The organism is Thiofilum flexile DSM 14609 (assembly GCF_000380185.1).
Taxonomy (GTDB): Bacteria; Pseudomonadota; Gammaproteobacteria; order Thiotrichales; family Thiotrichaceae; genus Thiofilum; species Thiofilum flexile.
In genome coordinates this window covers 1-24719 of record NZ_KB904764.1, presented here as the reverse complement: position 1 = coordinate 24719, position 24719 = coordinate 1, and the positions used below count along the sequence as shown (strand labels likewise).

At 44.7% G+C, this 24719-nt stretch carries 18 protein-coding genes; 8 read left to right on the top strand and 10 right to left on the bottom strand.

Annotated elements, in window-relative coordinates; translation table 11 throughout:
* The first annotated feature begins 125 nt into the window (after positions 1-125).
* From leuA to A3IK_RS0108890, 3 genes are all read left to right on the top strand, one after another.
* The gene (gene leuA / locus A3IK_RS0108900; RefSeq protein ID WP_020559636.1) at positions 126-1832 is read left to right on the top strand and encodes a 2-isopropylmalate synthase; all 1707 of its coding nucleotides are present in this window, start codon (positions 126-128) and stop codon (positions 1830-1832) included.
* A 195-nt stretch (positions 1833-2027) separates the two neighbouring features.
* Positions 2028-2447, top strand: a complete 420-nt coding sequence (locus tag A3IK_RS0108895) for a XisH family protein (RefSeq protein ID WP_020559635.1) — start codon at positions 2028-2030, stop codon at positions 2445-2447.
* On the top strand, positions 2429-2767 hold the full coding sequence (locus A3IK_RS0108890) for a XisI protein (protein WP_020559634.1): 339 nt from the start codon (positions 2429-2431) through the stop codon (positions 2765-2767). Before A3IK_RS0108895 ends, A3IK_RS0108890 begins: the two co-directional genes overlap by 19 nt.
* Positions 2768-2855: 88 nt before the next feature.
* On the opposite strand, the gene A3IK_RS0108885 is transcribed toward A3IK_RS0108890, so the two are convergent.
* The 5 genes from A3IK_RS0108885 to A3IK_RS18965 all read right to left on the bottom strand — a co-directional run bounded on the left by A3IK_RS0108885 (position 2856) and on the right by A3IK_RS18965 (position 5462).
* Positions 2856-3125 carry a hypothetical protein gene (locus A3IK_RS0108885; protein WP_020559633.1) on the bottom strand — a complete coding sequence of 90 codons (270 nt, stop codon included), beginning with the start codon at positions 3123-3125 and terminating at the stop codon, positions 2856-2858.
* A 49-nt stretch (positions 3126-3174) separates the two neighbouring features.
* Complete coding sequence (locus A3IK_RS0108880; protein WP_020559632.1) at positions 3175-3483, bottom strand: hypothetical protein; 309 nt, start codon at positions 3481-3483, stop codon at positions 3175-3177.
* Positions 3484-4078: 595 nt separating this feature from the next.
* On the bottom strand, positions 4079-4837 hold the full coding sequence (locus tag A3IK_RS0108870; RefSeq protein ID WP_211209427.1) for an RHS repeat-associated core domain-containing protein: 759 nt from the start codon (positions 4835-4837) through the stop codon (positions 4079-4081).
* Positions 4770-5126 carry a hypothetical protein gene (locus A3IK_RS21540; RefSeq protein ID WP_020559629.1) on the bottom strand — a complete coding sequence of 119 codons (357 nt, stop codon included), beginning with the start codon at positions 5124-5126 and terminating at the stop codon, positions 4770-4772. The genes A3IK_RS0108870 and A3IK_RS21540 overlap by 68 nt, the downstream gene beginning before the upstream one ends.
* Positions 5127-5147: 21 nt before the next feature.
* Entirely contained in the window at positions 5148-5462 is a 315-nt protein-coding gene (locus A3IK_RS18965) for a hypothetical protein (protein WP_020559628.1), read from the bottom strand.
* A 235-nt stretch (positions 5463-5697) separates the two neighbouring features.
* Here A3IK_RS18965 and metG point away from each other — a divergent pair, with 235 nt between their 5' ends.
* Together metG and A3IK_RS0108850 are read left to right on the top strand one after the other, a co-directional pair.
* Positions 5698-7701, top strand: coding sequence for a methionine--tRNA ligase (gene metG / locus A3IK_RS0108855; RefSeq protein ID WP_020559627.1), 2004 nt, complete (start codon positions 5698-5700; stop codon positions 7699-7701).
* A 212-nt stretch (positions 7702-7913) separates the two neighbouring features.
* Positions 7914-10763: a DUF349 domain-containing protein gene (locus A3IK_RS0108850; RefSeq protein ID WP_020559626.1), complete on the top strand. Its 2850-nt coding sequence runs from the start codon at positions 7914-7916 to the stop codon at positions 10761-10763.
* Here A3IK_RS0108850 and A3IK_RS0108845 read toward each other — a convergent pair.
* Both A3IK_RS0108845 and smc read right to left on the bottom strand, forming a co-directional pair.
* Positions 10717-11388 (bottom strand): cell division protein ZipA C-terminal FtsZ-binding domain-containing protein, encoded by a 672-nt coding sequence (locus A3IK_RS0108845; protein WP_020559625.1) that lies wholly within the window; start codon positions 11386-11388, stop codon positions 10717-10719. The genes A3IK_RS0108850 and A3IK_RS0108845 overlap by 47 nt on opposite strands.
* Before the next feature lie 12 nt (positions 11389-11400).
* Positions 11401-14904, bottom strand: coding sequence for a chromosome segregation protein SMC (gene smc / locus A3IK_RS0108840; RefSeq protein WP_020559624.1), 3504 nt, complete (start codon positions 14902-14904; stop codon positions 11401-11403).
* Positions 14905-15653: 749 nt separating this feature from the next.
* Between smc and A3IK_RS0108835 the strand changes: the two genes are divergently transcribed.
* Positions 15654-16217 (top strand): hypothetical protein, encoded by a 564-nt coding sequence (locus A3IK_RS0108835; protein ID WP_162596631.1) that lies wholly within the window; start codon positions 15654-15656, stop codon positions 16215-16217.
* A 197-nt stretch (positions 16218-16414) separates the two neighbouring features.
* On the opposite strand, the gene A3IK_RS0108830 is transcribed toward A3IK_RS0108835, so the two are convergent.
* Entirely contained in the window at positions 16415-18271 is a 1857-nt protein-coding gene (locus A3IK_RS0108830) for a bifunctional sugar phosphate isomerase/epimerase/4-hydroxyphenylpyruvate dioxygenase family protein (protein ID WP_020559622.1), read from the bottom strand.
* 82 nt (positions 18272-18353) lie between these two features.
* Complete coding sequence (locus tag A3IK_RS0108825) at positions 18354-19727, bottom strand: MATE family efflux transporter (RefSeq protein ID WP_020559621.1); 1374 nt, start codon at positions 19725-19727, stop codon at positions 18354-18356.
* A 224-nt stretch (positions 19728-19951) separates the two neighbouring features.
* Here A3IK_RS0108825 and ygiD point away from each other — a divergent pair, with 224 nt between their 5' ends.
* Positions 19952-20833, top strand: a complete 882-nt coding sequence (gene ygiD, locus A3IK_RS18960) for a 4,5-DOPA-extradiol-dioxygenase (RefSeq protein WP_020559620.1) — start codon at positions 19952-19954, stop codon at positions 20831-20833.
* 8 nt (positions 20834-20841) lie between these two features.
* On the top strand, positions 20842-21789 hold the full coding sequence (locus A3IK_RS0108815) for a LysR family transcriptional regulator (RefSeq protein WP_020559619.1): 948 nt from the start codon (positions 20842-20844) through the stop codon (positions 21787-21789).
* On the opposite strand, the gene A3IK_RS18955 is transcribed toward A3IK_RS0108815, so the two are convergent.
* Positions 21759-24719: GEVED domain-containing protein (locus A3IK_RS18955; RefSeq protein ID WP_040848947.1), on the bottom strand; the 2961-nt coding region annotated here is incomplete at its 5' end. The two genes, A3IK_RS0108815 and A3IK_RS18955, sit on opposite strands and share 31 nt — an antisense overlap.

Sequence of the window (24719 nt, the reverse complement as noted above, 5' to 3'; positions counted from 1 at the left end):
TATGCGTAAAAAACTAATATTGCGCTATAAAATAGCGTTTTCAAAGCTATGCTAGCGATAATACACAGGTTATTGCGCTCAAACCGGCGTATCATTAACTTTATCAACATCATTAGGAGCTAACCATGTTTGACCATAAAAAATACCGTCCCTTTCAGCCCATTGGCCTTAAAGATCGCCAATGGCCTGAGCGCACCATTACCGCTGCCCCCCACTGGTGTAGTGTTGACCTGCGCGACGGTAATCAAGCGTTGGTCAATCCCATGTCTATTGAGAAAAAGACTCGCATGTTTAAGCTCTTAGTGCAGCTTGGATTCAAGGAAATCGAAGTCGGTTTCCCCTCTGCCTCTCAGACCGAATATGACTTTTTGCGTAAATTAATAGACGAGCATTTGATTCCAGATGATGTCACGGTGCAAATCTTGACCCAAGCTCGTAAGGAGTTGATTGAGCGTAGTTTTGAAGCTCTTTCGGGTGTCAAAAAGGCCATTGTGCATGTCTATAACTCCACCTCTACCGTGCAACGGGAGCAGGTTTTTGGTCTAGATCGAGCGGGTATCTGTGAGATTGCGGTACAGGGCGCACGTTGGTTACAGGAAGAGGCGCGAAAATATCCAGCAACTGATTGGACTTTCCAGTACTCACCCGAAAGCTTTACCGGCACTGAGCTTGATTTTGCAGTGGACATTTGTGATGCGGTACTCGATGTTTGGCAACCGCAACACGGTCAGAAAGCTATTATCAATCTACCCTCTACGGTGGAGATGTCGACCCCGAATATTTTTGCTGATCAGGTGGAATGGTTCTGCCGCCAGCTCAAACAGCGCCAGTATGTGCGGATTAGTCTACATACCCATAATGATCGTGGTTGTGCGGTGGCAGCAGCAGAGCTTGGCCTTTTGGCAGGCGCGGATCGAGTCGAGGGGACTTTAATGGGGAATGGTGAGCGCACTGGTAATACCGATCTGGTGACTATGGCGATGAACCTATACTCCCAAGGTATTGATCCTAAGCTTGATCTATCCAATATTCAGGAAATCATCACTATGGTGGAGGAATGTACCGAGCTTCCGGTGCATCCACGTCACCCTTGGGCAGGGGAATTGGTTTATGCGGCCTTTTCTGGTAGTCATCAGGATGCGATTCGTAAATCGGTCAAGTATCACACCGACCACCAGCTCCCACACTGGGAAGTGGCCTATCTTCCTATTGATCCGCGCGATTTAGGCCGCCAGTATGAAGCAGTGGTACGCATTAATAGCCAAAGTGGCAAGGGTGGCGTGGCCTTGATTCTAGAACGTGACTATGGCATTCACTTGCCCAAATGGATGCATGGACACTTGAGCCGAGTTGTACAAAAAGTATCGGAAACTACCGGCAAAGAAGTACCCTCTCTACGCATCAAGTCATTGTTTGAGCAACATTTTAACTATGTCCCAACTGACTGGACGTTAAGCCATTATGAATTACGTGCTCATGGTCAGGAAGTGCAAGCCGAGTTTGTCATCGGTAGCAAAAGCTTACACGGACAAGGGCATGGTGTGGTGGAAGCCTTATGTGATGCCTTGGGCAAATACACGGGAATACGCCCAGAAGTGAGCCAATTTGATGAAAGCTCTATGTCGGTTGGCACGACGGCAGAGGCCATGTCCTGTGTCGAGCTACAGGTAGATGATCAGGTGATTGCGGCGGTTGCCCACAGTGGTGATATTTCCACAGCGGCATTGCAGGCTGTATTGACCGCCTTCTCGCGTAGTCATCACATCGTTGCGCTATCACAGACTGGACAGCAAACAGAGCCGAGTATTCAGAAAGCTGCTGCATCCCTATAAGTTTGATCTGTCCAGCTCCTAGTCTCTGGATCATAATCCCGTGCTCCAAAGCGTACTGACCCCGTATGCTGGTCATACGATCCCCCAGCAAGACCAAAGCTGGAGTTACTGTCACTCAACTACGCTATCTCGCGTAGCGACTGATGTTTGTGTTAAAATCGAAACGATTAGGCAATAACTCTAAAGGAATAGTTTATGTCGCGTCGTGATAGGTATCATGACATTGTAAAAAATGCGCTTATTCTTGAAGGTTGGCAGATTACCCATGATCCTTTGAGCTTTCGGAGTGAACCAGAATTATCAACTGATTTAGGTGCAGAGCGCCCCATAGCTGCCACACGCGGCAATGAGAAAATTGCTGTGGAAATAAAAAGCTTTTTGCGTGATTCGCAAGTTTCAGAATTAGAAAAAGCTATGGGGCAATATGAATTATACCGTTGGTTATTACAAGAATCCGAGCCTGATCGCATTCTTTATATTGCCATCCCGATACATGCTTATGAAGGTATTTTCTCTCAAGCTATTGGTAAGATGGTTATCAGTAAATTACAAATGAGGCTGATTGTTTATTCGATTCTAGGTGAGGGAGATTTGAAATGGATTCATCCACTTTAAACTATTATCAAACTTGTATAAAAAATTTGCTCTCTGAGTATGGTGATCTAAATACACCAGAAACTCGTATTGAAATGCTGTTTGATGATTACCACTCACATTATATGGTAATGCGTATCGGGTGGTACGGGCAAAAACGTATTCATATCTGCTTAATACATATTAGCATTGAAGAGGATGAAATAGTAATTCAGGCCAATAATACCGAGGATGAGTTGGATAATGCACTAATCGCATGTGGTATTCCGAAAGATAAAATAAGCTTAGGTATTTTACCTCCTGAAATACGAAAGGCTATTGCACAACGCCATGCAGCCTAAAAGAGCTTGGAGACTAAAAGCGGGCTACTAAGATAATCAAAGGTAATCCGAAAAAGCTCTTTTGAAACTTTAAAAAATATCTCTTATCCTACCAAATCTCTACCCCTCTAGGAATTTTGTTTTTTACTTTCATATCTTCTTCTGTCAAACAATAGCACTTATCCCCACCATATCCATAAGAATGGGGTGGAATATAACTAAAGCCAGCAAAACCGCTTTTTTTACAGTCCACTTTACAAATATTATTTTTATTTGTGATATCAAAACATCCTTTTAATAAAGCAATACACATTAAAGGGAGCACAATATATTTTACGATCCATAGCTCAAAATCTGTGGCTTCATATAAATATCTCATATTTTCTCATCTAATATTTTAATTAAACCTTTTACTATGATAAAAAAACTTAAAAAATGATAAAGCACCATTTTACAGGGCATGCTTTAAAAGCATCTTCGAAATTATCCCCATATTTTTCCCAATCAACTCCCTCAAAACGCTTACTTCTATGATCACCTGTATTAATATAATGCTGATAATCCATCTGAGCGATAGCTTTAACTCCATTTAAGGCTTGTGCTGTTCCATGTAATACTACACTTCCCGTAGTAGCAATTGCTCCCCCTTGCCCAGTTAATGTACCTGCTCCACTACCAAAAGTCTCGAAGGCCAATGCCGTTCCCCCAGAAGTATCTGAGCTATCACTAGACAACATTAAAGCAGCAGGTCAATAAAGCGTTACGTTTTTTACAAAAACATCCTGAGCGTGTAAAACAATACTTCCAACATGAGGCTATCGCTTATGCGGCTTAGTCGCCTATTTAATTAGTGGGTTAATAATTATGGCTATAAGCCTGATTAAATCTATCCGACAGTAGAGGCTATTTAATGGATGTCTATAGTATTATAACACTGTGTCATGAATTCATCATATAGTGCAAAATAAAAGTTAATACATTCACCCTTCCTCCAAAATCTATAGGAACTACGCACAAAACCTGTTTTCACATACCTTGTACCAGATTCGGCACTAGAGTCCACTTTACCAGATTTAACTATCATATTATATTTCTTATAATTCTCTTTAGAAAGTTCAGTATGCTTCTGGAAGAAGGGAATAAATAAAGTAATCATTAGTATTAGTACTATTAAGCTATTTTTCCTGATGCTTTTTTCAAATAATGAAAGTGCAACTATAAAAAATATAAAAAACATGAAAACAGGACCTTTTTCATCATAGTATAGATCACTAATTAAAATCATTAATAAGATGTATGAAAATAAAATTAATGACATATAGGGTAAATATTTCATTTATTGCAATCCGAACAATTAGACTTTAAATACTCAGAAAGCCCTCCACTAGCCCAAATTTCAACACCTAAATTTGAGCCTCTCAAGTCAGCAGCTGCATCATCCAGCCAACCATCAAAACCCACTCCTCTCCTGTAAGCTGAGACAGCAGAGCCTAATGTGGAATAATAACCAAATCCAATAGTAGCAACTACAGCTCCCGCTCCATGAGTTCTCTCAGCAAAACCATGAGTAACAACCGTATACTGCAAATCAACACCATCTACTGTAAAGTTACTAACTCCCGCAGCACTTAGAAAATCTTGTTCATGAGTAACCATAGTCAAGGGATCAAAATCATTGAAAATAGATCCCCCTTTTTTCATTTGCTCTTGCTGTAGGTTATTAATTTTTTGTAAAGCCTCGCACAAAGCGCTTATCATTCCATTCACATCCACAAAATTCACCGGATCATTCGCCACATACCCATACAGATTAGTATCACCACCGGCAAACCGTATCGGGTCTTTCGCCGTCCAGCGCCCGGTCTCTGGGTCATAATCCCGCGCTCCAAAGCGTACGAACCCCGTATGCTGGTCATATAACCCACCCGCAAACCCAAAGGGTTGGAAGCCAGGATTACTGTCACTCACCACCTTGCCCCACACATCGTACTCTACGCGTTGAGCCACTTCGCCCGTTCCGGCATTAACCACCAAACGCGGGCTGCCCAGATGATCCGAGATAATCCGAGATAATCCGATAGGTGTTGCCACCTTTAATCATATAAGCCGGTATATTGCCCTTATCGGCGTAGACAAATCGAGCGATGACATTACCAGAGCCGTCTAGTTCGGCAATCGGATTGAGTTGATCTTGATACAGAAAGCCTTGTTTGAGTACGCCATTGACCTTTTTACCGATGCGGCGATCTTGACCATCGATGACATAGTCCACTGTGAGATCACCAAGGTTACTTACAATAGTGTGACTAGCGCTATAGCTCTCTATCTCACCAAAGCTACTCCAAGTTTGACTGGTGGTGAGATTATTAAGGGTGGACAAACTTGAGCGAACACATAAATATTAAGGGCAATATTTATCCAAAAATATAGTAATCACTACCAAAATAAAAAAGGCAATCCACATAATACTATAAATCATTTTTCCATATGGAGACATCATTGACATTGGTGCCCAAGGATAAGCACTTCCTACGCTAAATGGACGCCGTTTATTATACTCATTAGTATCGGTAATAAAGTGCTTATCTAGTATCTTATGCCTTGATGCATACCCCAAATAAATACGTAAACACATAAATATTGATAGGCAAATACCAGTACCCCATGCTCCCCAATACGAATAAGCATAACAACTAAATGAGAAAATACTTTTCATAATAAATATCACCCTTATTATACGACTGGGTTGTGGGAAACCGCTTCCTATAGCCTTCTATAAGCTGCGACCTAGCAAAGCTCTAACTCAGCTCTCGCTAGACCTCACGCCTATCTAATGCAGTATTAATTATTCTAATACATAACCCCTGAGGCAAATATGACCGAGGTGGCACAAACTCCGCAAACCTGCTACTTTATCTGACCGATTTAAGGACAGCTCAAACTAGGTTCATATGACCAGAAAAATCCTCATTACTAGCGCACTTCCCTATGCGAATGGCCCGATTCATCTGGGCCACATGGTAGAATACATTCAAACGGATATCTGGGCACGCTTCCAACGCATGCGCGGCAATACTTGTTATTATGTGTGCGCGGACGATGCTCACGGCACACCCATTATGTTACGCGCTAGAGCTGAAGGGATTGAACCACAACAGTTGATTGAGCGTATCTCCATCGAACATCAGCGCGATTTTGCGGGCTTTAATATTAGTTTTGACAACTACTACAGCACTCACTCGCCTGAAAATCAGGCTTACTCTGAGGCTATTTACAAAAAAGCCAAAGCCAAAGGACACATTACCCAGCGCACCATTCGCCAAGCCTATGACGCAACCGCGCAGATGTTCCTGCCGGATCGCTTTATAAAAGGCGAATGCCCACGCTGCGGCTCGCCCGATCAATATGGGGATAACTGTGAGGTCTGCGGTGCGACCTACTCCCCTACCGATATGAAAAACCCGATTTCCACCGTTTCAGGCACTAAACCGATTGAAAAGGAAACCGAACACTATTTCTTTAAACTCGGCGACTTTGAAGGCTTCTTAAAAAGCTTTTTAGCCAGTGGATCAGTGCAAAAAGAAATTGCCAATAAGCAAATGGAATGGTTTGAATCAGATCAAGGCCTAAGTGACTGGGATGTATCCCGCGATGCACCTTATTGGGGCTTTAAAATCCCCGATACAGCGGATAAATATTTTTATGTGTGGCTTGATGCCCCGATTGGCTATTTAGCTAGCTTTAAAAATCTCTGTGAAAAGCAAGGCATTGATTTCAATGAGTATTGGGCTAAAAACTCGCAAGCCGAGGTGTATCACTTTATTGGTAAAGATATTGCCTATTTCCATACCTTATTCTGGCCTGCACTCTTAGAGAGTGGTGACTTCCGTGTGCCTACGGGGGTGAATTGCCACGGCTTTCTCACTGTGAATGGCGAGAAAATGTCTAAATCGCGTGGCACCTTTATTCAAGCCGAAAGCTATTTAAAACATCTACCACCGGATGCCTTACGCTATTACTTTGCGAGTAAACTCAGTAATGGGATTGATGATATTGATCTAAATCTTGAGGATTTTACTCAACGCGTAAATAGCGATTTAGTCAATAAATTTGTTAATCTAGCCTCCCGTAGTGCGGGCTTTATTAATAAATCGGCTAGTAGTCAATTATCCCCCCAATTACACGATGAAGCGTTATATCAAGAGTTTGTGACGGCAGGTGTTGAAATAGCCGAAAACTTTGAAAAGCGCCGCTATAATCAAGCCATGCGCGATATTATGGCGCTAGCCGATAAAGCTAATCAGTATATTGATGCGCAAAAACCATGGGTATTAGCCAAAGACCCTGCGACCAAAGATCAAGCCCATGCGATTTATAGTCAGGGTGTACAATTATTTAGAGTATTAGCGGCTTATTTAAAACCTGTTTTGCCTAATCTCATTAAAGAAGCCGAACTCTTTTTAAATGCGGGCGAATTGACGTGGGATAGCATTAAAACGCCCCTACTCAATCATACAGTCCTCGTGTTTAAGCCATTAATGACTCGGATTGAGCCTGAAAAAATTGCGGCTATGATAGAAGATAATAAGCAAGCTCTTCCGACTTCAGCCCCAGTGCAAGCAGCAAAACCGAGTCATTTAAGTGCTGATCCAATTAGTCCGACGATTCAAATTGATGATTTTGGTAAACTCGATTTACGGGTAGTGAAAATTCTTAAAGCGGCTCCGGTGGAAGGGGCTGATAAATTAGTACAACTGACCTTGGATTTAGGCAGTGAGACACGTAATGTCTTTGCGGGGATTAAATCGGCTTACGACCCGAAAGACCTCGAAGGACGTCTCACCGTGATGGTTGCCAATCTAGCACCGCGCAAAATGCGTTTTGGTGTCTCAGAGGGCATGGTTTTAGCTGCCTCCGCTGCAACAGCAGGGCAATCGCTTGAAGTAAATCTATGATATTTCAGAAGTTAAGCATAATGGGAGATAGTAATCAGAGCAATTTTCCATGAAAAATTTACTTTTGACTTTTTAACTATCTCAATTTAATCAATAACTTGATTCAAGCGATTGCCCTGGCTGCAACAGCAGGGAGTGGTATTTTCATTCTGACTCCTGATCAAGGAGCAGAGCCGGGTATGCGGGTAAAGTAATAAGGACGCAATACTGTTATGTTCGCAAGATTTTTTAAACCTAAATGGCAACATAAAGATGCCAAAGTACGTTTACAAGGGCTAACTAGCTTAGCACCCGATTCGGTAGAGCTGATTCAACTCGCCGAATCCGATCCTGATAACTCAGTACGTTTTGAGGCGATTGGGCGCTTAAGTCATATGCCTACCCTGCTGAAACTAGCAGAAGGTGATAATGATTTAGCCGAGCGGGCGCGGCAACGTATGCTGGTGATTGTCACTAAGGATGGGCAATATGATGCCACACTCTTAAACCATTTTGAATGGCTGGAGCAGCATCCTGCTTTACTCAAAAGTATTGCCCGCGACCCTAAGCGTTTATTAGAGTTGCGTAAGCGCGCGCTTCCTACGCTGGATGATCAAGACTTACTTTATAGTATTGCCTATGATGATGAGTCACGCGATATTCAAGCCCTAGCGGCGGCCTCTCTGACCAATCTAACCCAGCTACAAACGCTGGAAAAACGCCACGGCAAAAACAATAAACGCTTGCGTCAATTGGTTAAAGACAAAATTGCCGAACACGACTCAGCTAGAGCAACTCGCCATGCCCTAGAAGCCTGCTGTGTTGAAGTCGAAGCCCTAGGCACTACCGAGCGTTGGGAGCAAGATAAAACGCAATTGTTGGTGCTCAAACAACGCTGGAAAATGTTTAATGATATCCCCGCCCCCTTAATGGCGCGTTTTAATGCGGCTGAGGAAGATTTTAAGCAGCGTTTAGCCACTCATGAAGAGCAAACCGCTAGCCTACGCCCCCTACGCGAGCAATTTTTACAATTACTCGCGGAGGCTAATCAATGGCATCGCCAGCTCCGCGAACAACCCGAATATGTGGCTGTTAGTGAGCTTGACCTCTTTTTAAAAAGCTCCCCCAATGAATGGCTTAATTTGCCTATGCTCCCGCTAGAGCAACAAACAGCCCTGAATGAGGATTGGCAAGAAGCGCTGGATAATATTCGCCAGATTCGCATTAGCCTAGAAAAGGACTTTGGCGCTTTAAATGACCTAACCGAGATACTCAAGCAGGCGGATCACTTACTGCAAAATCCCCAAGGACTACAGGCTAGTAAAATCACTGCCCTACAAAGTACTTGGACCAGTGCTCCGCGTCCGCATGTATTACGAGTGCGAATAAGCGAACTAGAGCAGCAATTTCACCAATTGATTGGGCAACTCAGTACTCGCCTCACCCGTGAAACTAAACAGCGTGAGGAATTGAAAGCTGATTTTGACCAGCAGATTCAGCACTTAGAGCAGGCATTAGAGCAAGAACACTATAGTCAGGCAATTGAGCTACATCATAATCTACAGCAGCAGCTTAAAGCTGCCCCCCTTTTGAGTACTCAAGAGGCAAAACCCATTCGGGATCGTCTTCAGGCGATGTACCCCCTGATTCGTGAATTAGCTGATTGGCGCAATTGGGGCACAGATCAAGCACGGGAGCATTTGATCGAGTCTGCTGAACATTTACAACTCACCGAGTTAGATCCGCAAGAACGCGCCAAGCGTATTAAGGCCTTGCGGAATGAGTGGCGTAACCTTTCCGCACAGGCTCCTCATCAACCGCAGCGTCAATGGCGGGAGTTTGACCGTAAAGTAACGGCGGCTTATGAACCGAGTAAGCAGCATTTTGCTGAGCAAGCCCGCCTGCGCCAAGAGCATTTGACTCAACGCGAGGCGCTGTGTGCTGAGTTAGAGCAGCTCAATCAAACAACGGACTGGGCACAACCCGATTGGAAAGCGCTACAAAAACAGATTGCTCAATTGCGCCAACGTTGGAAAGAAAGCGGTACGGTCAGTCATAAAGACTGGCAAGCGATTAATACCCGTTTTAATGCCGCCATGGAGGCCTTAGAGGCACATCTCGATATTGAGCGGCAACATAATTGGGCAGAACGTCTGCAATTAGTGACCCAAGCAGAGGCACTATTAGAGGAAGATGATATTGCTCAGGCCACTGAAAATGCCAAGCAATTACAAAGCCAATGGTTTATTACCGTTCCCGCACGTCAAGGCGAAGAACAGCGGCTATGGAAACAATTTCGCGCCCCTATCGATACACTATTTGAACGCTTAAAAAGTGAGCGTCAAAACGAGCGCAGCGAGTTACAACAAGCCATCGATACTAAGATAGGCTTATGCGAACAATTAGAAGCTTTAGCTCAAACCAGTGTCGAGGATTGGTCGACGGTAGCGACACGTCAGCGGCAGTTATATGAAGACTTTCAAGCGATTCGTAATCTACCTAAATCTGTCCATATCAAGCTCGAAACCCGCTGGCAAGCGGCTGAAAAAGCGCTGCAGGTACGTGGACAACAGGTGGCTCAATTACAGCAATGGCAACAATTAGAGCAAATTGCAGCCAATCAAGTTTTAAGTGATGAACCCTCTGACTCGATTCGTCAACAAGGTGAGATTATTTGTCTTGATTTAGAAATTCTACTAGGACTACAAACGCCTGAGGCTTATCAAAAGCAGCGCATGAATTATCAAATCGAGCGTATGTCTGAGAGCATGTTGAGTCGGAAAGAAACGCGTCAGGTCGAACCACAAGCCTTTAAGCTCTTTAAACAATGGTATCGCTTACCACTAGATCCGCTGGCTTTTGCTACCCAACAATCACGCATTCAAGCTGCGATTGATGCTATGCAAACCCAGCAAGGCTTACACAAACCCTCGCCTAAAGCGGAAAGCAACCTAACAGCCGTGACGCCTACTGAAACCGCTGAAACGGAAGCACCTGTGGCAGTGACTTCCGTGCCTGCTGAGGCAATGGAAGCGCCTACACTCCCAGAAAATGTAATACTTGATCACGCATCTCAGGGGTAAATACCTCTTGATACTGATCTTTTAAAATACCGCCGAGGGCTTGATTAATGCGCTCGGCGGTATAAATAAAGTCATGAATCGCTTCACTATCATCTAATGGGCTAGGTAGATTAATAATTAATGATAGCCCCGGTGTTGCACCGTATTTTAATTCGTCTGGGTCTAAGGTCCAGGGTGGCACACCATTTGCCACACTAAATAAACTCACCTCGCCCTCATCTGTCAATACCATGCGATGAAAGATTCTCATCTCACCAAATTGCAAACCAGCATTAGCGAGTGCCTCTAGTACCATAACACCTTCAAATTTTTGCCCCTCTGGTGCTGCGATAAACAATACTAACCGTGGAGGCAATTGGAATTTTCCACTAGCCTCTGGAGCAAGATTATCGTAGAGCGGCTCATCATTATCCGTACCCAAAGCCTGCGTTCTATAGGGCTTACCGTATAGGGAGGGGTTATCTTCCATAATAGAAGACATTTCTTGACCCTCCGCGTCTTTAACGGGTACAACAGGCATATCACCTTTGGGCATATGATCCTTTTGGCTGATGCGGCTAATGATATAAATGGCCAAGAGCGCAACCAACCCTAAGACCATAATTCCCAAACTAACAATCTCCACTGATAACTTCCTTTATTTATTAGCGAATTGTGCTGCCGCAGCGACATCAACAGCCACTAGACGCGAAACACCGGGTTCACGCATAGTAACACCTATCAAGTTCTCGGCAAGCTCCATAGTCACGCGATTGTGAGTGATAAAAATAAATTGCACTTGTGCTGACATTTGGCGTACTAATTCAGCAAAACGCCCCACATTCGCCTCATCCAAAGGCGCATCCACTTCATCTAACATGCAAAATGGAGCCGGATTTAACTCAAAGATAGCAAAGACTAACGCTACCGCAGTTAGCGCTTTTTCGCCACCAGAAAGCAACTGAATATTACTAATCCGTTTCCCCGGCGGGCGTACCATAATCGCGACCCCTGCGGTGAGCCAATCATTTTCCGTCATGTGCAAATAACACTCCCCGCCCCCAAACAAGCGCGGGAACATTTGACTTAATTGGGCATTGACTTGCTCAAAGGTTTCTTTAAAACGGGCGCGGGTTTCTCTATCCATCTTTTTCATCACCGTTTCTAGCATCTCTAATGCTTGGGTCAGATCGGTGTATTGAGTATCGAGATACGCCTTGCGCTCGGTTAATTGCTGAAACTCCTCAATCGCTGCTAAATTAATAGCACCTAATTTACTAATCGCCACCCGTATTTGATTCAGGCGCTCTTGTAATCCTTGCAGACTCTCCTCACCCATCGCTTGACGTAATATTTCCCGCTCAAGATCTAGCTGCTGAAATTGCTCGCCTAGATCTTGAGCTTTAACTTGTAGAGTCTGCCATGACAATTTTAATTGCTCTTGTTCGGAGCGAATTTTTTCGAGTAACTGCTCGGCTTGTAAGCGCTTGCGATCCTGCTCTAGTACGGCTTGCTCGGTCTGCTCCATCGCCTGACGCGCACTGTGTAAACGTAGCTCGACTAAAGCCTTAGCCTCCATTGCTTCCGTCAGTTCGGCTTGCCACTCATCCATTGGCTCGGCTTGCGCCTGTAAACTACTGTGTAATTGTGCCTGCTGCTCTTTTAGGGTATTTAGGCGTTGCGTAACACGTTCTAATTGTTTATTACGTTCAATGAGTTGGGTTTGCCAAGAGTCTAACTTTAGCACTAACTGTTGATAGTCGTTTTGTGCGGCCTGACGCTGGGCTTGTATTTGCTCAAAAGTTGCTTGTAACTGTGCTTGTTGTGCTTGGAGTCGCTGACGCTCGGTGCTTAATGACTCTAAGGCTAATTGTGCGGTTAAGAGATTTTCACGTCCCTCTTGTGCCTCCCACTGATACTCTTCAATAAATTGCTGCACCTCATTTAGGTCTTGCTGAATACGTTGACGCTGCTGTGTCAATTGCTGTTGTTGTTGGAGAAAGGTCGAGAGTGCCTGCGTTTGCTTAGCTTCACTACGATGCAGTTGATTCAGATCAGTTTGCAGGGTTTGTGACTGACGCTCAGTATCATGGAGTCGCTGTTGTGCTGCTGTGAGTTCAGTCTGGCAAGTATTCAATTGTTGTTCTTGGGTTTGAATAGTCGCCTGTAGCTCGATAATCCGTTGCTGGCGCTGCAAGGTGCTCGATTCTTGTAACTCTGCTTTAGGAGATTTCAGCCAATACTGTCCTAACCAAAAACCATCAGGGGTAATAATCGATTGCCCGGCTTGTAATTGAGCGCGATATTGAAAAGCCTCCGCCAAAGAATCCGCACAATAGATAACTGCGAGCTGATCCTGCAGGGTCAATGGCTCAATCACTTTTTGCGCTAAAGGCACTAGCTCGCCGAGGGGTGCTAGTTTAATAGCCTCCCCGCGTGTTTGTAATAACCCCACCCCCTGCTTAGGCCAACCACTATCAATCTGGCGCTGGAGCTGCTCAATACAAACGGCATCCAAGACTTCACTCAACACCGTTTCCAACGCTACTTCCCAGCCTAGCTCTACCTTTAATAGCTCCGCTAGACGTGGGGCGGACTGCCAACCCTTATGGCCCAACCACTGTTGACGCTCGCTGGAGTCATTATGCAATTGCGCTTGTTGTAGCGTGGTTAAGGCACTCCATTGGGCTTGGGTCTGCTCATAGCTTAGGCGTAGCTGGGCTAATTGAGTTTGTAAGGCTTGTACTTGGCTACGTTGCTCCGGGATTGCCGTCTGCATCGCGCTTAGTTCGGTTTCTAACTCAATGCGACGCTGCTTCGTTTCTTCTAGGACTTCGCTTAATAGAGCCTGCTCCTCAGCGCTATCTGTTGCTGTTAAAGCACTCAGCTCCTGCTCTAAACGGCTGTGGCGCTGCTGTTGTTGTATTTGCTGACGCTCTAATTGGCCTAGTTTTGCTTGCTCACTTTGTACGGTGCGGGTGGGAGTTTCCATCTCGGCTTGTAATGTATTCCAAGCCTGTTGCCAAGTATTTAAAGCCTGCTGCGCTTGGCTATAGTCACGGTCTAGTTCTTGGCGCTGTTGCTCTAAGCGTGGTAGTTGTGGGGTCAGGTTAGTAATTTCGGCTTGACAGTGTGCTAAGGCGGCTAAATCTTCCGCTTGATGCGTTTGAGCTTCGGCTAAGGCGGTTTCTAATTGGGTTAAGGATTGTTGTTGGCGCTCTTTGAGATCCTTTTGATGGCGTAATTGCTGCTCTAAACGGGCAATCACCGCTCCGGCTTCGTAATACTCACCTTGTACCTGATTAAATTGCTGATTCGCCTCTTTGACCTGCTCACGTAGTTGCTCGACTAATTGCTCTAGCTCCTGTACGACTTGCCACTGAGATTTATAACGCTCAGAACAGGTACTTAAGTGCTCTAATTGCTCACGCTCGGCTTGCTCTAATGCCTCTAATTGTAATAGCAGCACTTGAGCACTAAGCTGTTGCTCATCGGTGCGTAGGGTTTGATATTGATTTGCCGCAGCGGCTTGTTTTTCGAGTTTAGTGAGTTGCTTAGCGACCTCTAAGCGAATGTCATTGAGGCGCTCTAAATTGTCGCGGGTGTGGCTAATACGAGATTCGGTTTCACGCCGCCGTTCTTTATAACGTGAAATACCCGCCGCCTCTTCTAAAGTCGTGCGCAGTTCTTCGGGTTTAGCCTCAATCAGGCGTGAAATCATGCCTTGCTCAATAATGGCATAACTACGCGGCCCTAAGCCGGTGCCTAGGAAAATATCGGTAATATCACGGCGGCGACAACGGGTGTTGTTTAAATAATAGGTAGACTTACCATCACGACTCGCCACCCGCTTAATAGCAATTTCTTGATATTGCGCGTATTCGCCCCCTAGTTTGCCCGCTGAATTATCAAACACTAATTCAACCGAGGCTTGTCCTACGGGTTTACGGGCGGCGGAGCCATTAAAAATTACGTCATCTAAGGATTGCCCACGCAAGTGCTTAGCCGAGCTTTCACCCATCACCCAACGCACCGCATCAATGGTATTCGATTTACCGCAACCATTAGGGCCTACAATACCCACCAATGGACTACGCAAATCAAGAGTCATGGGGTCAACAAAACTTTTAAAGCCCGCAATGCGGATCTTAACTAAACGCACGGATCTGAGTTCCCTTCAGCTAAGCCAAGCAGAAAACGCGCAAGGATGATATAAACCTCAGCATTTTTCAACTAAGATGTAGGCAGGTTGGCTACTAACAGGGCTAGTATCATACTAAAGAAACCTCTAAGAGGTTGAGTAAGTATTAAGTGAGTTGAATTTTAATTAGTTATTATAAATAGAAAGTAATCAATGATCTCTGTTCTGCGAGCCAGTTAGGAGAAGTACTTACAAGGAGATGTAGAAATTATTGACTCTAATCAAAATATTTTGCGAACAATATAGTTTAAAGAAGACAAGACTATATTTTTGGATGTCATGCATGAGTATGATACCAGTGGCGAACCAATTAGCAGCTTATATTTAGATGACCAACTTAACAGTATATTTGTGATGAAAATAGTGGAATTTTTCTTTCACGGATAGAAAGAAACAATTTAAATGAGGAATTGCATAGATATGATTATAAATATAATAATGATGGACTGGCTTACAAAGTAGAACTCTTTAATAGAGGCATTTTAATAGGATATAGTTTATTAATCTATCCTCATAGTAAAGACACTGACATATATGACATTCATACAGATTGGTTTTACGCTAACCATTCACCCAGAAATACCTTTTAAAATAGACCGTATTTGGGGCATAGCCAATCAACTATATCACGATTTTTCTTAACTTACAAATGCGTATAATGGTCTGTAGTACGTTTTAGAACCTAGCTGTGAAATATTATGCAGAATAATTTGGATCAAGAACAAAGGCTTAGACTCTGCTATGAACTTGAACATGAACAATGGGATTTGGCAGTTGATGATCTTTATAGATTGTATATTGATAAGGAATTCACATCTTCCAATGGAGGTTGGGGTTGGAGTGACCGGATATTTAAATGTCTAATAGGTGCTTTTTATAAATTGACTCCAAATAAGGATAAATATTTATGGGAAATCTTTCAGTTTATTTTAGAAGTAAGTGATGGGTCGGAAGAACAATACCATATATTATTATCTGTAATAGAAGAAAACTTTGGTTATATTGCTAATGACTTGGCACGGTTTTTAATTTCTGAGTGGTTGGGTGGTTGTAGGGATACGCGATCTTTATCTATTATTGAAAAATGGCTAAATGCTCAGCCAACAAAAGAAGTCAAGGATAGCCTATTTAATGCAATTATCAACTACACTATAATTCCTTATAGGTATGAGGCAGACCCCAGTAATAAAGCAAAAGCATTGATTCTTTTGCATGATTTTTTTGGATTTGATGTTGATGAAAAGGGTGCGTTGGTGGAATCTCAATCTGTGTAGTAAAATAAGAGCGTTTGGTTTTATCAAACGCTAGAACCTTAAATTCTTATAAAAATCATCATTGGATAGATGCATCGATTCCGCCTAAAAGACCTAAAAATAAGTATATGATTTTATATAGCTTTTGATTATCATCTTATTAAATAATCTACCGTTTGGAGTATGCTAGAGGATAATCATCACTTAAACCCCCTCAACTAAACCAATAACAGCTCTCGCATGCGTTGATACTCCCGTGCTTGAGCGGCTAAACGTGCGGCGGCATTTCTTTCACCGAAACCTTGATAGTTATTACGCTGGACGATTTCAAAAAATAGACCATTTATATGGCGAGTATAAATATGGAAAAATTCACCCTGCTCATTCATATCATAGAGAATATTATAGGCTCGTAGGCGCTCAATTAAGGCATCGTCTAATAGAAAATCGGCTTGAACCTCTTCATAGTAATTCGGTGAAATTGGTAAGATATGATTAGGATTTAATTGCTTGGCAACTGCAAATATATCTTCACATTGTAAAGCAATATGTTGCACCCCTGAACCAGATAAGCCCACTCGAAAACGTTCGGTCGAGGATTCACGCGAATGGGAGGTATTAATCGGGAATTGCACACTATGATCCGCATTAATTAAAGAGCGGCTATGCACAATACCATTGCGATCAATGAGGTCATACTCCGCATTAGCCGTTAGCCCAAATAAAATTTGATAAAATTGAATCACCGCCAAAAACTCGGTTGAAGATACCGCCTGAGTAATATGATCAATGCGAGTGAGGCCAAAACCCACAGGATTCACGGACTCATTAGGCAAAGGGATGAAATCGACTTCAAAAAACCGCGCGACCTGAGCCGTATCAACCAAATACAGTAAACCATCACCCACATTACGAATCGCTGGCAAAGTCATTTCATCGGGTAAATGTGGTGACTGCACAAAATCACAGCGATATTCACGGCAATTCTCCACCACTTGCGCTAGCTGTTGCGATCCTAAACCAAGGGCACACACTGCCGTACCATGCCGATCATAATACGCATTGGCAAAACTATCTGGCTCACGATTCACTAGGAAATTAATCTGCCCCTGCCGATAGAGTGCTACTTCTTTACTACGATGCTGATGGGTTTTACGAAAACCTAAAGCCAGTAATAATTGCTCTAGCCAATTCGCCTCCCCGCCTTGGCTGGCTAATTCGACAAACTCAATGCTAGAGACTAAAGACTCCTGCGGCTGAGGTTCTGCCTCGGCTTGCTTGATTAACCATTGCAAAGAGCGATAACCATTACGGGCAATTTGATAGGGATTACTGGCGCGAAACTCTTCACAGGGTACTTTTTGCGAGAAAATCCCGTTAAAACTGGAGGCTTGTAGCTGCTTGACTAAACTCACGAGCGGCAAAATACCCTGCCCTGCATGGCAACGAAAATGGCGGTCTATTTGTTGCAGGTCAATAGTAGTGCTAGGTGAATCGGCTAGTTGTACTAGCATCACGCGCTCGACTAAGGCCGGAGTTAAGGCATGCAGTGCAGTATCACGGGCAAAAAACGCAAAACTATCTAACACTAGACCTAAATTGCTGCGTTTGGCTTGTTGAATCACGGCAAAGGCCGCTTCAATATCCCGAATATGCGTCGCCCACGGCAAAGGTTCATACGCCAACTCTAGCCCCTGCTCTGCGGCTAAATCCGCTAGCTCCGCTAAATCCCGTGCCATATGGCTTAGCTCAGCACTGGCTTGTGGATGGGTGGAACTCGTCACAATCAGGCGTTTAATACCCAATTTTTGCATGAGGTCAAATTTACGCTGGGCGCGTTGCAAGGCTTTGCTGCGTTGCTCGGCAGGCAGCCCTTCAAAATCACTAAAGGGTTGTAAACTGATTAAACTTAAACCTAGTTCAGCGGCTAACTCACGTAATTCTTGAGGTGATTTATCGGAATACAGTAAATCCTTCTCGAAAATCTCTACGGCCTGAAATCCAGCCCTAGCAGCGGCTTGTAACTTTTCTGGTAAATCACCCGGTAAAGTGGAGGAGACAATCGCAAATTTCATACATTGTATTCCTGTTAGACTAGACTGACAGTATGCCCGCAACCGCTCCGATCAACAATTAGCTAGTGCGTTAACTTATACATCAGCCTATTGGGCTACTCACAGGCCGCTCCAACTTAGTGTTGCCCTTACAAAACTGCGTACTCCACCACCAAGCCCCTGCACCTACTGCGATATTAGATAAGGCAATAGCGAAATAGATACCCTCTAAACCTAGATTAAATACTTGCGCAAAGAGCCATGCTAACGGTAAATACACCACCACTAAACGCGCTAGACTCAACACCAGTGCTACCACAGGTCGCCCTACGCCATTCGAGGCGCTACTCACCATCATCATAACCCCGACCGCTGCAAAGGTAATCGGCACAATATGCAAATAACGCTTAGCTGATTCAATCGCTAAAGGATCGGCTGTAAAAAAGGATACTAAAGTTTCGCCCCCCACCCACAATACCACCGCCAATAATACGCCCCACATCAATGAGAAATTAAAACTTAAGCGTAAAGCCTCTTTCAGCCGTTCAACCTTATGCGCTCCCCAATTTTGTCCGGCAAAGGGAGCTATAATACTCGCCAGCGCCATAATCACAATTAAGCCAAATGCCTCAATCCGCCCACCCACACTATAGCCTGCCACCGCATGCGTCCCCTGTTGGGCGACTAACCACGTAGTAACGGCTGAGGACATAGGAGCAATCAGATTTGTACCCGCCGCTGGAATGCCTACTGCTAAAATATCACGCCAGCTTTTCACCAAACGCGCCCATTGCGTGTCCCAAGTTAAAACATTGAGTTTCACCTTTAAAATATACAGCGACACCACACAGGCGATAGAATAGGACACCACAGTGGTTAAGGCCGCACCCTGTAGCTCTAAACGAGGCATACCAAACCAGCCAAAGATAAAAATAGGGTCCAAAATCAGATTAATCACCGCGACTACGATCATAATCGTACTGGGTAAACGGGTATTTCCGGTGGCACGAATCCCCGCATTACCCACCATAGGTACGACAATTAAAAAGCTTCCCCAATACCACACATCCATATAATCATGAATGAGGGGCAGTAATGACTCTGGCGCACCTAACCAGCGAAATAAGGGATCCGTTGTTAATAACCCTAGTACCGCAAAAACCAAGGCAATCGCCATGGCAATTAAAATTGATTGGGTACTATAACTCTTCACCCACTCGCTCTCTTGCCGCCCTATCGCCCGCGCAATCACAGAAGACGCCCCTGTCCCCACCCCAAAGGCTAAGCCATTCATCACCATAATCACGGGAAAGGTAAACCCCATTGCTGCCAGTTCGTTAGTCCCTAATTGCCCCACGAAAAAAGTATCGGCAAGGTTCATACTCATAATCGCAATCAGCCCACCAATCATCGGTAGAGTCATGCGGATTAAATGCCCCTTTTCCTCTCCTTGAGTCAGATCAATCTTGACTGCCATATCATCCTCTTACTGGGTTTATAATAAATATAAACATTAGTTTAGTTTTTAAAAATCCGGATTACTTTGAATGCTTACTTACCTTACTAATCCATTAGTATTAAATAGCACTTAAAAAACCATCCCAATTTAACCCACGCCCTCTAAGGGTGTGTGTATAGAGTGGGTAATATTGCTAGTATAGCGAGCACAATAGATTATCTTTTTAGTGGAATTTTTAACTCATGCAACGCCGTTCCTTTTTATTAGGTTCTTTATCTAGCCTCCTTGGTGCTTCGTCTGTTTGGGGCGAGAGTGCTTCGCTACCAACCTTAGCACGTACCCCTAAAATGCCGGTCATGTTCGTAGGCCATGGTAGTCCTATGAATGCTATAACGCCCAATACATTTCATCGTACTTGGCAAAAAATCGGTAAGACCCTCCCTCAACCGAGCGCTATTTTAGTGATCTCTGCGCACTGGCGTAGTCATAATGGCACCGTGGTGATGGCCACCCCCGAACCGGAAACGATTCATGATTTTGGTGGCTTTCCTGACAAACTGTTTGCTCAACAATACCCTAGTCCTGGCTCGCCTCAAGCTGCACAATTAACCTTTGATTTATTGAAAAAAAATGCCGCCCTTCATGCTAAGGTTGATTATGAGCAGGGGCTTGATCACGGGACATGGAGCGTATTATTGCCCATGTTTCCTAAGGCCAATATTCCCGTATTTCAGGTGAGCATTGATTATGATAAGCCCGCCGCCTATCACTATAGAGTGGGACAACAGTTAGCTGCACTACGTGAGCGGGGGGTATTGATTATAGGCAGTGGTAATTTAGTGCATAATTTATGGATTGAAGACCAGTCTAATGAAAAACCCTATGATTGGGCGCAAGATTTTGATGCCCAAGCCACCCGTGCCTTACAAAGTCATAATGATAAAGCACTGATACAGCTCAGCCAAAACCCCAACCTCACCCCCTTAGCCCATCCCTCACTGGAACATTTTTGGCCTTTGTTTTATGTATTAGGGGCTAAAAACACTCAAGATAACATCCAATTTTTCAATCAAGGCTATGATGGCAGTGCTATTTCTATGCGCTCTGTGATTTTCTCTGCCTGAGGCCTGCATTGAACTATTTAGAAAACTTACGCACCTTTGTAACGGTGGTGGATATAGGTACGATTACCCAAGCTGCCGAACAGCTCTATATTGCTAAATCAGCCGTGAGTCGACGCCTCGCCGAACTAGAAGCACATTTAGGCGTGCAACTGTTTCACCGCACCACGCGCAATATGACACTAACCGCTGAAGGGCAAGCGTTTTATGAGCGGGGCTGTACCATTCTCAATGAAGTCCTAGAGGCAGAAAATGAGGTCAAATCCACCAAACAACAGCTAAAAGGCAAATTTAAAATTGCTGCCCCCTTAACCTTTGGGATTGAGCATCTTAGTCCCCTGCTCAACCAATTTTTAGTGCAGCATCCTGATCTAGAATTCGATTTGGATTTTAGTGATCGTCAGGTGGATTTAATCGAGGAAGGGTTTGATCTAGCCTTACGCATTGGAACTCTACCGGACTCTAATTTAAAGGCACGGATCTTAGCGCCCATGAGTCGTGTTTTTTGTGCCAGCCCGGACTATTTAGCTCACTATGGTGAGCCTCAAGACCTAGAACAGTTGAGTAAGCATCCATTATTACGCTATAGCTTAGCTCCCTTACGTCCCATTTTACTCTACCGTGATGAGCAAGGTATGGAGATACCCATTAATATGAGCACCCGCCTCGCGGCTAATAATGGTACTTTTTTGATGCAAGCGGCAATAGCGGGACAAGGAATTACTTTTCTACCTACTTTCATTGTCTATCAAGCCATTGAAGCGGGGCAGCTTAAAATACTACTACCCCACTACTCATGGGAGAAAACCCAGCTTTATGCGATTTACCCACCCACCCGTCACTTATCGCAACGGGTTAGGCAATTGATTGATTTCTTAAAACAACACTTCACCCAAGAACCTTATTGGGAAGCTTGCCTTAAACAGTCTTACTTCCTCAGTCCTCCCGCAAGCACATAGTTAGCCGAAAGGGTACTATTCAATGGATGCATCATAATATTCGCAATGATCAGATTCACATCATTATCCGGCCCCGAAAAGATAGTATCGCCATCCAGATTTAGATCCCCGGTATAATAACCCGCCAAGATATAGTTAGTATTGATATTGGTATTTTCGGGTGCTGTGAACACTTGACCCAATATCACATTCGTATCCAAATCTGGCCCCGCCCCAATAACACTTTGATTGATATTAGCATCACCCATCCACATGAAAGCAAGGCTCCCCGACTCCTGACGTGAGTAGGTGCCCAGTGTCAGAGTGCTGCTTAGAGTAAAATCTACCAAGGTTACCGTACTCGTATTCAGGCTAACCGCATTTAAGGTGCGAATATCCAAATGATTACGATGACGTAATATAATCTGATAGTCACCGGCTGTAAGGCCAGCAAACTGTAACTCTACACTACCACTACTACTATCCATTAAGTCACCATCACGTTGCAGTAAGGCAGCTTGACGCGCGACCACGGTAGTACCAGTGCTATCTAGCAATTCGACTAGCACCCAGTCCACCGCCGCATCGGAGCCTGTAACGGCTAAAACCGTACTATTGGTGGTTTCAGTCCCGGTATAGGCATACGCGGCGATAGCTGCATAGGGTTGCTCTAAGGGCAGGATAGCTCTAGTGCGTAGATCATCACGCATGAGACCTGTCGTTGGATTATAAGCGCCTTGTAACATGACACGCAGTTGTAATTTCAGCGCAGTAGACTCACTATCATCCGCCGCCAGATTCGGGTCGGTTTCCCCGCTATCAATCACGCCATTATTATTAGCATCCTCCCCAGCTTTACAGACCCCAGTCACCGCCAGACTACCATCACAAATACCTCCATTATCGGTATCGGGATTGAGGGGATCGGTCGTCGTACTCGGATCGCTATCGGGAATGAATGCAGCACTAGTACCTGAATAACTAATAGAAGTACCATCACTAGTCCCACCCACCATAGCGGTGGTAACGCCCTGCTCAGTACCATCTTGTAGACCGTCATTATCAGAGTCAGCATCCAGTGGACTAGTCTCCCCTGCGTCCACTGTACCATTACGGTTGGCATCCTCCGCACCATCACTCAGACCATCTTCATCAGAGTCGTTATCTAAGGGCTTGGTTTCGCCACTATCTACCCTACCATTATGATTCGCATCTTCCTGACCATCTAATAGACCATCATTGTCACTATCTGCATCCAAGGGGTCAGTTTTGCTAGCAGAACCACTATCGGGAATAAATATAGCCGTATCGGTTCCTACATAGCTCACGGGTGTGCTACCAGAGCTAGTCCCTCCAGCAATAGCGGAGGTAACTCCTTTTTCAGTACCATCTTGTAGGCCGTCACTATCGGTATCAACATTAAGAGGGTTGGTTTCGCCAGCATCGACTACGCCATTTTTATTGGCATCCTCTGCACCGTCACTTAAGCCATCATCATCAGAATCTGCATCTAAAGGATTGGTTTCACCGGCATCGACTACGCCATTTTTATTGGCATCCTCGACACCATCCAATAGGCCATCATTGTCCGTATCGGCATCCAGTGGATCGGTCTTGGTAGTCGAATTACTATCGGGAATAAAGATAGCCGTATCGGTTCCTACATAGCTCACCGGCGTACTACCGGAGCTAGTTCCTCCCGCAATAGTGGTGGTCACTCCCTTCTCAGTACCATCTTGTAAGCCGTCATTATCGGTATCCACCTTAATGGGGCTAGTTTCGCCAGCATCGACTACGCCATTTTTATTGGCATCCTCTGCACCATCACTCAGACCATCATCGTCCGTGTCGGCATCCAGTGGGCTGGTTTCGCCACTAGTCACTGCTCCATTTTTATTAGCGTCCTCTTGACCATCTAATAGACCATCATTGTCCGTATCCGCATCTAATGGATCAGTCTTGGTAGCCGAATCACTGTCGGGAATAAATACCGTGGTATTCGTTCCTACATAGCTCACGGGTGTGCTACCAGAACTAGTTCCCCCCGCAATAGCAGTGGTCACTCCTTTCTCAGTACCATCTTGTAAGCCATCATTATCCGTATCCGCCTTGAGAGGGCTGGTTTCGCCAGCATCGACTACGCCATTTTTATTGGCATCCTCTGCACCGTCACTTAAGCCGTCATCGTCAGAATCTGCATCTAAAGGATTGGTTTCACCGGCATCCACCTTGCCGTTGTTGTTTACATCTTCCTGACCATCTAGCAGACCATCATTGTCGGTGTCAGAATCGAGTGGGTCGGTCTTGGTAGTAGGATCACTATCAGGAATAAATACAGCCGTATCCGTTCCTAAATAGCTCACGGCAGGATTACCCGGATTAATCCCTCCAGGAATCGGCGTTGTTACCCCGCGCTCAGTGCCATCTTGTATACCATCATTGTCAGAATCAGCATCGAGTGGACTGGTTTCACCCGCATCGATAACACCATTTTTATTGGCATCCTCCGCACCATCACTAATACCATCATCATCAGTATCCGCATCGAACGGATTAGTCCCTAGAACAAGCTCTAAGGCGGTGGTTAAGCCGTCGTGATCCGGGTCGGGATCTACCACGGTAATCTGATAGTCTTCTACCTCACCATTAATCGTGCTACTGCTGGTCGTGGCATCGGTAGCCGTGAGTGTTCCGGTCGTGAGGCGTAAACGCATAAACGTACTGCCTGCTCGCAAGTCCGGTAGACTCGACCAATTTAGAGCAATCGCGGCCTTATTTGAACCGGTCGGTACGGCGACACTGGTATATTCATCACTATCAAAGACACCATTACCATCTAGATCCATCCAACCATGCAGCCTGCCTGCCGTACCCGTGGTATTCGTCAGTATCATAGGGAGGGAGTAGCTGCTAGCATTAACGAATAAGCTTGGAAAGGTAGTAAACCCATC